Source organism: Methanothermococcus sp., from assembly GCF_015523155.1.
Lineage (GTDB): Archaea > AGJL01 > Methanococci > Methanococcales > Methanococcaceae > Methanofervidicoccus.
In genome coordinates, this window is sequence record NZ_WAKW01000020.1 from 1 (window position 1) to 11,053 (window position 11,053).

The window sequence follows — 11,053 nt, forward strand, 5'->3', positions numbered from 1 at the left end:
GCGAAGCGAAGGAAATATATAAATCCCGAAGGGATTTTGAGGATTCATCCTCCCGTAGTGAAGCGAAGACCTAAAACTAACTTTTAAGTTTTCCTCACTATTGTTCAATGCTGATTAGAAAAACCTTCGGTTTAAACAAAACTCTTCGAGTATTGTAGCTCGAAATCGGAGATTTCGATTTTGTTGCTCGCTTACTTAGTAAGTGAAATGAAGGATTTATAACGGAAGGGGACTTCTTGCGGAATAAATTAATTTATTTATTTTTTATCCATGGTGAGATTGTGGAATTAGGATTGAAAATAAAAGATGCAGTAAAATTAAACAAAGAATTGCAAAAGTATGCTTTCTATAAAAATGGAAGAGTTAGAATAGATTTTAAGAATAAAGAAGCACTATATCTATACAATAAAACAATTTTAAAACATCTATTTGGTCTAAATATGGAATTTCATAAAAATGCACTTATACCCACGCCTATCAATCGATATTTATTCGTTAAAAATGTATTTGATAATAAAGATAATAAGTGTAATATAGATAATAACAATAATAATCATCCAATAAAAACAGTTTTAGAGATTGGAACAGGCTCTGGTATTATATCAATAATGATAGCAAAATACTACAACTGCAAAGTTTATGCAACAGAGACGGTAAAGGAATATATAAATATAGCAAATGAAAATATCATAAAAAATAATCTAAATGATTGTATAAAAGTAATTGATTCAAATAATAAAATTATTGAAGGTATTGATGAGTTCACCAATGAAAAATTTGATTTAATTATTTCCTATCCGCCTTTTTATGACCCAAACTCTGTTCCATCAAAGCGGAGTTTTGGCGGAGCTCATGCCACAGATGTGGAGCTCATAGGTGGTGGAAACTATGGTGAAGAATTTTCCTTAAAAATCATTGAAGAAGGTGTAAATTATCTAAATAAAGGTGGATTGATTGCATTGATGTTTCCACATAAACCTATGGAAAGAAGAAAAGCTGTGGAACATAAAATAAAAGATATGGGTTTAATATTAAAAACAGATGAGATTAAAACTGGCAAAAGAATAAGACATATCATTAAGGGATACAAAATATAACTTAAAAATTAAAAACTAAATAAATTAAGTATTAAAATAAAAAAGCATTAAAATATATATTTGGGTGAAAATATGACAAGATGGACAGCATATAAAATCCAACCAGAGGAATTTCTAAACAATGAGGTTAATGAAAAAGCGTTGATAATAGATGGTAAAAGAATACACAGGGTTAGGTTATTGGGAAATGTAAAAAATATATCAGTATCAACTATTTTATCCTTTGAATTAGATGGGGTATCAGTTAGAGATTTTGAAAAAAAGGCAGAGGATATCGAAGAGGGAGATTTTGTAGATATTATAGGGAGAGTGGGAATGTATGAAGGTTCAAAATATATTGCATTGGAAGTTTATAAAAAGAGAAATGAAGATAAAGAAAAATGGAAAGAGTTAAGGGCTCTCGAAATAGAAAAAACAAGAAAATATTTAGAAGATGAAGAATCTTCATTAATCAGCGGTAAAAGAGAAAATACAGATATAACTGATGACATATTGGAGGATATTTATAGGGATGAAGAATCTCAAAAAGATATAATATTAAATATTATAAATGAAAACGAGGGGATATCATATGAGGAGTTGGTTAAAAAAGCCAACATAGATGAAAAAGAACTTGATAAAATACTTGAAGAATTAATTGAGGATGGCGAGATATACGAACCTAAAACAGGAACCTATATGATATTGTAATTATTAAAAAAATATGTATCGTATAAACCATATATTATAATGAATATATAATAATATTATAATAACATAAAATGTGGTATTATGAAAAAGATATATTTATTTGCTTGTTTTATCTTTGTATTGATAATTGTATTAGTTGTGGCTATTGGGGTACTTTTAATACCATATATAGGCAGTGGAGGAATTTTTGAATCCAACAGTGGTAATATTGCAGTAATTAATATTGATAATATGCTTGTATTAAATTCAAAATCTTCATTATTTGGTGACAATGAACCAAGCGTCAAAGATTATATTGAATCTCTTGATAGTGCAGAACATAATGCAAATATCAAAGCCATAATTTTAAAAATAAATTGTCCAGGTGGGGAAGTTATAGCAAGCGAAAAACTTGCAAGAAAGGTAAAAGAAGTATCTAAGGAAAAACCTGTGGTGGCATATATTGAAACCCTCGGAACTTCTGGTGCGTATATGGCTATTGCTCCAGCAAACTATATAGTAGCTGAAAAACACTCCATTGTTGGAAGTATAGGTGTTAGGATGGATATAATTCATTATTATGGACTTATGAAAAAACTCGGTGTAAATGTAACCGTTATAAAAGCTGGTAAATATAAAGACATAGGTTCGCCATATAGACCCATGACGCCCGAAGAAAAAACATGCTTGGAAAAAATGATAAATGAAACCTATATGGATTTTGTTGAATGGGTTGCAGAGAATAGAAACATGTCAATAAATAAAACCTTGAAAATTGCCAACGGTAGGATATACTCTGGAATCGATGCCAAAAAAGTGGGGCTTGTTGATGCTGTGGGAACGGAAACCGATGCTGTACACATGGCGGCAAAAATTGCAAATATATCAAATCCTAAAACTGTGGAATACACACCATCAAAATCTGTTGGAATTTTAAACATAGTATCGAGTATGGCTTATGATTTGGGGTATGGCATAGGAAAAGGTTTTGGCGAAACTGAAAAAAGCAACATTATTAACATGTATTAAAAACATTTAAAAAAGATAAAGCATAATTTACATTAAATTTATTTTATTTATTTTTTTATTTATTTTTATTAAATCCTCATGATTAAAATAAGAAACACGGTGAAAAAGCTATGGTATTGCTACTTATCAGGGGCGATAATTACGAAAAGATTAAAAATGCACTGGCAGATATCCACAGACATGCAAAATTGACAATAATTGGAAAGCCAAAAATCATGGTTCCCGAAGCTGCGGATGAGCTCCTAAAATACATACTTGGGGATATTAAAAAACCATGTAAAAAATCATGTTTAGTTAAAATCGAAGAAAATGCTCCAAGAGCAATAGATAAAATAAGAAAAATCCACCCCCCTGCACATATTGTGGTGATAAGTGAAAAATATGAACCATACCCTTACCTTATTGAAGATTTTCCAAAAATGCCTCCATTGAAAGGATATTACAAAAGTAAGGAAAGCAATAAAGATGATAAAAAAGAAAAAAATAAAGATTCAAAAAAACAGAATTTCAAATCTTCTTCTCAAAGCAAATTTAAATTAAACATAAAAAACCAAAACAGAAAAAAATAAAAAAATAAAATAAAGGGTGAAGGCATGAAAGAGGTTAAAGGAGCAGTTAATTTTAGAGAAATGGATAAAGAAATAAAAAAATTTTGGGAAGATAATAAAATATACCAAAAGGTAAAAAAACTAAATGAACACTATCCAGAATATTATTTTGTAGATGGTCCTCCCTACTGTTCTGGTGCAATACATTTGGGAACTGCATGGAATAAAACAATAAAAGACACGGTATTGAGATTTAAGAGAATGCAAAATTACAATGTTCTCGATAAGGCAGGATGGGACATGCACGGTCTTCCTATTGAGGTAAAGGTTGAAAATGAATTCAACATAAAATCAAAAAAGGACATTGAAACAAAAATTGGAACAACAGAATTTATTGAAAAATGTAAGGAATTTGCACTGAGAAATAAGGAAGTAATGGAGAATCAGTTTAAAAACCTTGGTATTTGGCTTGACTGGGAAAACGCATATTTACCTATAAAAAACGACTATATAGAATCAGGATGGTGGAGTTTAAAAAAGGCACATGAAAAAAATCTTCTTTCAAAGGATTTAAGGGTAGGATATTGGTGTCCAAGATGTGAAACTTCACTTGCAGAACACGAAGTAAGAGGAGAATATAAAGAAGTTCTCGACCCATCAGTTTATGTTAAATTTAAACTAATGGATAAAGAAGAAAATGAGAATGAAAAAGAAAAAGATACCTATCTTGTAATTTGGACAACAACACCATGGACTTTAATGGCAAACCTTCTTGTTTCAGTTCATCCAGATTTCGATTATGCATATGTTGAAGTTGTTTTGGAAAGAGACGGGGAAGAAGTAAGGGAAACATGGATAATAGCCGAGGCATTAGTTGAAGAGGTGATGAAAAAAGCAGGTAAAAATAATAATATAAAATCCTACAACATAACAAAAACCGTAAAAGGAAAGGATTTAGAAGGGACAAAATACATCCATCCATTGTTGGAAGAAAACGAAAGACAGAAGGAATTTGCAGAAATAGAAAATGCCCACACTGTGGTATTGGGTAAGCATGTTAGTTTAGACGGTGGAACAGGTTTAGTTCATACTGCACCAGGGTTTGGTGAGGAGGATTTTGAAGTTGGTAAAAAATATAACGTTCCAATATACTCCCCAATAGATGATGAAGGAAGATACATAGAAGGAAAATGGAAAGGAACCTTTGTAAAAGATGCTGATGAGGATGTAATAGAGACATTAAAAAATAAAAATCTCTTAGTTTCAGCTGGAAAGATAAAGCACACATATCCACATTGTTGGAGATGTAAAACACCACTTTTATTTAGAGCTACGGAGCAGTGGTTCTTAAACATATCAAAGATAAAGGATGACATAATCGAGCATGCCAAAACTGTTGATTGGGTGCCAAACTGGGTAGAAACAAGATATATAAATGGAGTTAAATTTGTTGGAGATTGGAATATAAGCAGGCAGAGATACTGGGGAATACCACTTCCAATATGGGTATGTGAAGAATGTGGAAAATACGAAGTAATAGGAAGTGCTGAAGAATTAAAGGAAAAGATGGTAAATGATATTCCACTGGATGACCTCCACAAACCTACGGTGGATAAAGTTATTTTAAAATGTAGCTGTGGAGGAAAAATGAAGAGAGTGCCTGATGTTCTCGATGTATGGTATGACTCAGGATTGGCTCCTTATGCATCAATAAATGCCAAAGAACTTAAAAAAGCTGATTTCATCGTTGAAGGAAATGACCAAGTTACAAAATGGTTCTACTCTCAGCATGCATTAAGTGCAATTGTGTTTAACGACATACCATACAAAAAATGTATGATGCATGGATTTGCACTTGATGAAAACGGAAACAAAATGAGTAAAAGTTTAGGAAATGTTGTAAATCCCGACGATGTAGTTGAAGAATATGGTGCAGATTTATTGAGGTATTACCTACTCAGTGCAAACAAAGCATGGGAAGACATAAGATTCTCATACAAGGAGCTCGGTGAAATAAAAAGTTTGTTTAATACCCTTTGGAATTCCTATACCTTTGCAGTCAATTATATGGTGCTCGATAACTTTGTCCCAAATGATGAATATATGAATTATTTAAAAGACGAAGATAAATGGATAATAAGCAAAATAAACAGCTTAACAAAGGAAATAATTGAGGATTTGGAAATTCCCCATCTCCACTCATACACATGGAAATTAAAGGAGTTCATATTAAATGATTTAAGTAGGTGGTATATTAAGCTCATAAGAAGTAGAACGTGGATGGAGAAAGACGACCCTGACAAGCTTTCAGCATACCAAACATTATACTATGTTCTAATGAAATTAATTACAATCCTATCGCCAGTTGCACCGCACATAAGCGAAAAGATATATCAAAACATGAAAACAGAGGACATGCCAGAAAGTATATTCATGAACAAAATAACTGTTGATGAAGAGTATATAGATAAAACACTTGAAGGGGATATCGAAGTTGTAAGGGAAATTGTAGATGCCATATTGAGAGGAAGGGATAAGGTAAAACACACACTAAGGTATCCAATATCAAAAATAATACTTCCAAAGAGCATTGAAAATGTAGTGGAGAAATACGGATACATCATAAAAGAGCAGGGCAATATTAAGGAAATAGATGTTGAAGAGTTCAAAGGAAACATGACTGTTAAACCAAATTATAGAGAGCTCGGAAAGGTATTCAAAAGTGAGGTTCCAAATGTTGTAAAAATCATTAACTCCATGAATCCAAATGAGCTCAGTGAAAAATTAAAAGAAGAAGGAAAAATTGAAATTGATGGATATGAGATAAAGCCTGAATATGTTGAGTTTAAAATAGAAATTCCAGAAAACATTGTTGGTATGGAGTTTTCAAAAGGAAATGTATATATGGATATTGAACTAACTGATGACATTATAAAAGAAGGGCTTATGAGGGAGGTAATTAGGAGAATCCAGTCAATGAGAAAGGACATGGATTTAGATATTGAAGAGAAAATAAAGGTAAAAATGGATGGCATAGAATTCAACGAAGATACATTGAAATCCATTGAAAAAGAAGTAAGGGGAATGTTTGTTGATGAAATAAAACCAGATTATGAACAGGAATGGGAAATAAAAACCCCTAATAAAGAGGTTTATAAGGTAAAAATATCAATACAAAAGTTACTATAACTTGTTTTATAAAAATAATATTTTATAGTTAATTTATTCATTAACTTTTTATAAAAATAAAAAATTATATTTTTATAATATTTTCAATTTTAAAATTTAAAGTGGTGTAATATGATAGATAAATGTCCAATTTGCAAAGGAACAGGGAAAAAAATTGTAGGATATAAGCCATGTCCTGAATGTGGAGGAACTGGATATATTGAAGAATTCAACACAAAATCCCACTTTAAAGGAGCCTCTAAAAAATCTAAATACGATTTGGATGTTGCAGAGGTGCCATGTCCGAACTGCAAAGGCTCAGGCAAGATTCCAATATATGATACCTGTGATTACTGTGGAGGAAGTGGAAAAATTGTAAGGTGCGATAAATGTGGGAAATATATAGGTAAATATCCACAGGATAAGGATAAAACATTATGTGCTAAATGTAGAAAGGAAGAAGAGGAAAGAAAGAAAAACTTGAAAACCGTTTATGTGTTGGATAACCTATGTGGAATGAACGATTTAGAAGAGGGTAAATTCTACAAGGGAAAAGTATCAAGAACTGAAAAATATGGGGTTTTCATTTCATTAAACGACCAGACAAGAGGTTTGTTGAGAGCCCGTGAAATGGTCGGAAAAAGATTAAGGGATTTTAAGATAGGGGATGAAGTTGTTGTGCAGGTATCTGAGTTAAAACCTCAAAAGAGAGAAGTGGATTTTAGATATATTCCAATTGCAAACTATAAAATTGAAAAACTTGAAAAGAGTATTCCATTAACAACAATAAAAGAAATCACCGATAAAGGCATACTTGAAATGAGGGATGAGGTAGTCCATATTCAAGGTGAAGTTATCCAAATTACTCAAACGCCAGGTCCAACAATATTCACTATCACCGATGGAACTAATACAGCATGGATAGCAGCATTTGAAGTTGCAGGTCTAAGAACCCATCCTGAAATAATGGTGGGGGATATTGTAGATGTAGTAGGAACTGTTTCCATAAGGGATGGAAAGCTTCAAATTGAAAGAATAAAATTAGTAAAACTGGAAGGAGAAAAAGCCGATATTGTAAAGGACAAAATAGAAAGGGAATTGGATAGAAAATCAGAACCATACAGCGACATAGAATTCCTTGTAGATAGCCCAATCCTTGAAAAATTAAGACCTAAAATGGCTGATGTGGCAAAAAGAATAAGAAGAGCAATATTAGATGGAAAACCTGTGATTATACGACATCATGCAGATACCGACGGATACTGTGCAGGTATAGCACTTGAAAAGGCAATACTACCAATATTAAGTGAATTTTCAATAGATGCCGATGCACAATGGCACTATTTCAGGAGAAGTCCATCTAAGGCACCATTTTATGAATTGGAAGATATCACAAAAGACTTGGCATTCTCATTAGAGGATAAGTTAAGGTTTGGTCAAAAGATGCCCTTGGTGGTATTGGCAGATAACGGAAGTACCAACGAGGATATACCTGCAATATCCCAAGCTGAGGCATACGATATAGATGTTGTTGTGGTAGATCATCACTATCCAGGGGAAGTTGTAGATGGTAAGGTAGAAGTGGATGAATATGTAAGAGCTCATGTGAATCCATACCTTGTTGGTGGAGATAGTAATTTAACCGCAGGGGTTTTAGCAACAGAAGTTGCAAGAATGATAAATAAAGATATTACCGATGAAATAAAGCATCTTCCGGGTATAGCTGTGGTTGGAGACCATGCAAAAGGAAAAGAAGTAGATGAGTATGTAAAAATAGCATTGGAAGATTTAACAGAATGCAGTAAAAAATATGGTAGCGGAAAAGAATATACAAGAGATGATTTAGATAAAATTGGATTATGTATGGATTTCGAAGCATTTTATTTAAGATTCATGAACGGTAGAGGTATTGTAGAAGATATACTTGGAATAAATAAGAAAGAACTAAATAGACATGAAAAATTAATTGATATATTATACAATAGAGCAATGCAAATGGTAGATAGGCAGATGAAAGCGGTAATACCTGCCATAAAAACCGAAGAGCTTGATAATGGAATAATATTAAATACACTGGATGTAGAAAAATATGCCCATAAATTCACATTCCCTGCACCTGGAAAAACATGTGGCTTTGCCCATGATTCCATAGTTCAAAAATACGGGGAAGAAACACCAATAATAACAATAGCATATGGTCCGGATTTTGGCGTTGTTAGGGCAACTGATGCAGTTAGCGAAAGATTTAACTTCAATCTAAATATTATAATAGAACAGCTTATAAAAGAGATTCCAGAGGCTTCCTTAGATGGTGGAGGTCACGAGTGTGCCGGAAGTTTAAAGTTTGTTGAAGGATTGAGAGAAAAGGTATTAAATAGATTTATAGAAATCATTAAAGAAATGAAATATTAATAAAATAAAAAATAAAATTAATAAAAATCTAATTTTAAAATTATAATAATTTATTTAATATAGTTCTTTCAATGGAACTAATTTTGAATATTCTTTCATATCATGAAGTGCTTCAATTTCAATAGGAATGCCCTTATTTTTTATTATAACAAATGGGTTTATCCCACCAATACTTACAAATCCAAACATGCCTTTTTCGACTTTTATTCCACAAATATCATTGTTTGGTTTTCCTACTTCAAGTATCCCAGTCCAATTAAGTTTTTCAGCGATGTTAATTAAACTTTCTCTTGCTGCCATTGGAACTTTCCTTACTCCTGACAAAATTGTTTTTTCACCATCGACTCTGTTAAAAAATACTTCATGAGGGTCCAATGATGTTCCTTCATAGGAAATTATATCAATGAATCTATTTTTGCCGAGCTCTAACACACCACCATAATATGGTATAATTGGAACACCGTATTTTACGAAAATACCGTCTATTGTTGATGAACATAATGTGTTTATTATTATCTGGTTGCCTGTTCTTTCCATTCCAATTCTATCGGATATTATTGTTTTAGCTTCATAGCATTCTTTTAATGCCTCTAAAACTTCATCTTCATATTTTTTATCAACATAGCCAGTATTTACAAGCACATTTCCTCTTTCACTTTCCATGTCATAATTTACATTATGTAGCATGGATAACATCTTTGATAAAACAGGCATTATTTTAACTTTCCCTTTCTTATTTATTGGATACAGGTATTTTTTATTTCTTTTTTCCATAAGGGACAAATCCTTTAAGGTTGTGGCTGCATTAATTCTTACAGGATAACCTTCTTCAACAGCGGGACATATTGGGGATAAACCACCAACAAGGGCAACACCAATCTCTCCTTCGTTTAAACTGAGTCCCAATACATTGTCTTCACCATAACTTAAAACACCGTTTAATAAATCTCTTTTTAAAAGGTTCTCAAATTTTTCCATTATGGAGCTCGGAATTATTCTAAAATTGGCAGGTAAATATCCTTCTCCATTTTCAATTATGCCCAATACGTCAGTTTTTCCCCTGGTAATGAATGCTTCTAAGGGGTCTATGGATGATTTTCTAAAATCTATTACTCCTTCAAAATAAACTGGTTCGTAATCTTCAAATTTAACAATACCTCCGTATTTTGGCATTGAAAGTATGCCATTTTTTAACAAAAAATTGTCAAATGTGATGGAACATAATGTTTCTATATTTATTAGGTTTGGATTTTCACTGTCTTTTTTAATATTTATGTAATCTCCAATGGAAAATCCATTATCTATTACTTTTAATACCAAATCCCTTATTATTTCGTAATCTCCTTCAAAGACAGTTTTATTTATAATCACCTTAGTTGGAAAATTTGATAGATAAAGTTTCTCCATTATTTGAGAAAATACAGAGCCAATTCTATATGATATGTTTGCTTTCCTAAGTTCCTCCAATCCTTTTTCAGTAATGGTTCTTCCAGAATATCCAAATTTTTCAGTGAGGTTTTTTTCATCCAGTAGTTGAAGATGGTACCTAACTGCTCGCTCTCCTATCTCATAACCTCGCCTTTTAAGTTCGTTTGCTATGGTTTTAGCACCAACTGGTTCATCATATTCTGAAAGTATGCTTAGAATCTCAACAAGTTTTTCATCTAAGTTATCTCCCAAATATATCACCTGCTATAAGTATATTTCATCGTTATGACAAGATATATATATATTATCTAACACATAATCTATAATGATTATACTTTTTATAGGTGGTGGTATTTATGGCAAATATATTTCACAAAAAAGGACAGTTATCTCTTGAATTAATATTATTAATTTTTGCAGTATTTCTTGGAGGGACTGTTGTAAGTTTAGAGCTCACAAAAAATGTTAATTTTAAAAGTAATTATATGGGCGATATAAAAAATATGACTTTTTCAGGATTCATTGATGAAGGATCTGGAAGCGGAAGCAATATTATCAAGACTATTGGTGGTGATAATACTACTACGGGTAGTAATAACACTATTGGTGGTGATAATACTACTACGGGTAGTAATAACACTATTGGTGGTGATAATACTACTACGGGTAGTAATAACACTATTGGTGGTGATAATACTACTA

At 32.0% G+C, this 11,053-nt stretch carries 8 protein-coding genes; 7 read left to right on the forward strand and 1 reads right to left on the reverse strand.

Annotation, left to right across the window (positions count from 1 at the left end; genetic code table 11):
- Positions 1 to 281: 281 nt before the first annotated feature.
- The 6 genes from F7B34_RS02635 (at position 282) to F7B34_RS02660 (ending at position 8,923) form a co-directional block, all read left to right on the forward strand.
- Entirely contained in the window at positions 282 to 1,097 is an 816-nt protein-coding gene (locus F7B34_RS02635) for an RlmF-related methyltransferase (protein WP_292460156.1), read from the forward strand.
- Between the two features lie 72 nt (positions 1,098 to 1,169).
- Complete coding sequence (locus tag F7B34_RS02640) at positions 1,170 to 1,787, forward strand: winged helix-turn-helix domain-containing protein (protein ID WP_292460157.1); 618 nt, start codon at positions 1,170 to 1,172, stop codon at positions 1,785 to 1,787.
- Between the two features lie 81 nt (positions 1,788 to 1,868).
- Positions 1,869 to 2,795, forward strand: a complete 927-nt coding sequence (sppA, locus tag F7B34_RS02645) for a signal peptide peptidase SppA (protein ID WP_292460158.1) — start codon at positions 1,869 to 1,871, stop codon at positions 2,793 to 2,795.
- 110 nt (positions 2,796 to 2,905) lie between these two features.
- On the forward strand, positions 2,906 to 3,364 hold the full coding sequence (locus F7B34_RS02650; RefSeq protein ID WP_292460159.1) for a DUF356 domain-containing protein: 459 nt from the start codon (positions 2,906 to 2,908) through the stop codon (positions 3,362 to 3,364).
- A gap of 24 nt (positions 3,365 to 3,388) precedes the next feature.
- On the forward strand, positions 3,389 to 6,532 hold the full coding sequence (ileS, locus tag F7B34_RS02655; RefSeq protein WP_292460160.1) for an isoleucine--tRNA ligase: 3,144 nt from the start codon (positions 3,389 to 3,391) through the stop codon (positions 6,530 to 6,532).
- 111 nt (positions 6,533 to 6,643) lie between these two features.
- Positions 6,644 to 8,923 carry a DHH family phosphoesterase gene (locus tag F7B34_RS02660; protein ID WP_292460161.1) on the forward strand — a complete coding sequence of 760 codons (2,280 nt, stop codon included), beginning with the start codon at positions 6,644 to 6,646 and terminating at the stop codon, positions 8,921 to 8,923.
- A gap of 54 nt (positions 8,924 to 8,977) precedes the next feature.
- On the opposite strand, the gene F7B34_RS02665 is transcribed toward F7B34_RS02660, so the two are convergent.
- Positions 8,978 to 10,603 carry a DUF128 domain-containing protein gene (locus F7B34_RS02665; RefSeq protein ID WP_292460162.1) on the reverse strand — a complete coding sequence of 542 codons (1,626 nt, stop codon included), beginning with the start codon at positions 10,601 to 10,603 and terminating at the stop codon, positions 8,978 to 8,980.
- Between the two features lie 104 nt (positions 10,604 to 10,707).
- Here F7B34_RS02665 and F7B34_RS02670 point away from each other — a divergent pair.
- Positions 10,708 to 11,053: hypothetical protein (locus tag F7B34_RS02670; RefSeq protein WP_292460163.1), on the forward strand; the 346-nt coding region annotated here is incomplete at its 3' end.

What these genes read in the sequence shown, in the direction of transcription:
- F7B34_RS02660 (WP_292460161.1), top strand. Translation starts at nt 6,644, where the DNA reads ATGATAGATAAATGTCCAATTTGCAAAGGAACAGGGAAAAAAATTGTA.
- sppA (WP_292460158.1), top strand. Translation starts at nt 1,869, where the DNA reads ATGAAAAAGATATATTTATTTGCTTGTTTTATCTTTGTATTGATAATT.
- F7B34_RS02650 (WP_292460159.1), top strand. Translation starts at nt 2,906, where the DNA reads ATGGTATTGCTACTTATCAGGGGCGATAATTACGAAAAGATTAAAAAT.
- ileS (WP_292460160.1), top strand. Translation starts at nt 3,389, where the DNA reads ATGAAAGAGGTTAAAGGAGCAGTTAATTTTAGAGAAATGGATAAAGAA.
- F7B34_RS02640 (WP_292460157.1), top strand. Translation starts at nt 1,170, where the DNA reads ATGACAAGATGGACAGCATATAAAATCCAACCAGAGGAATTTCTAAAC.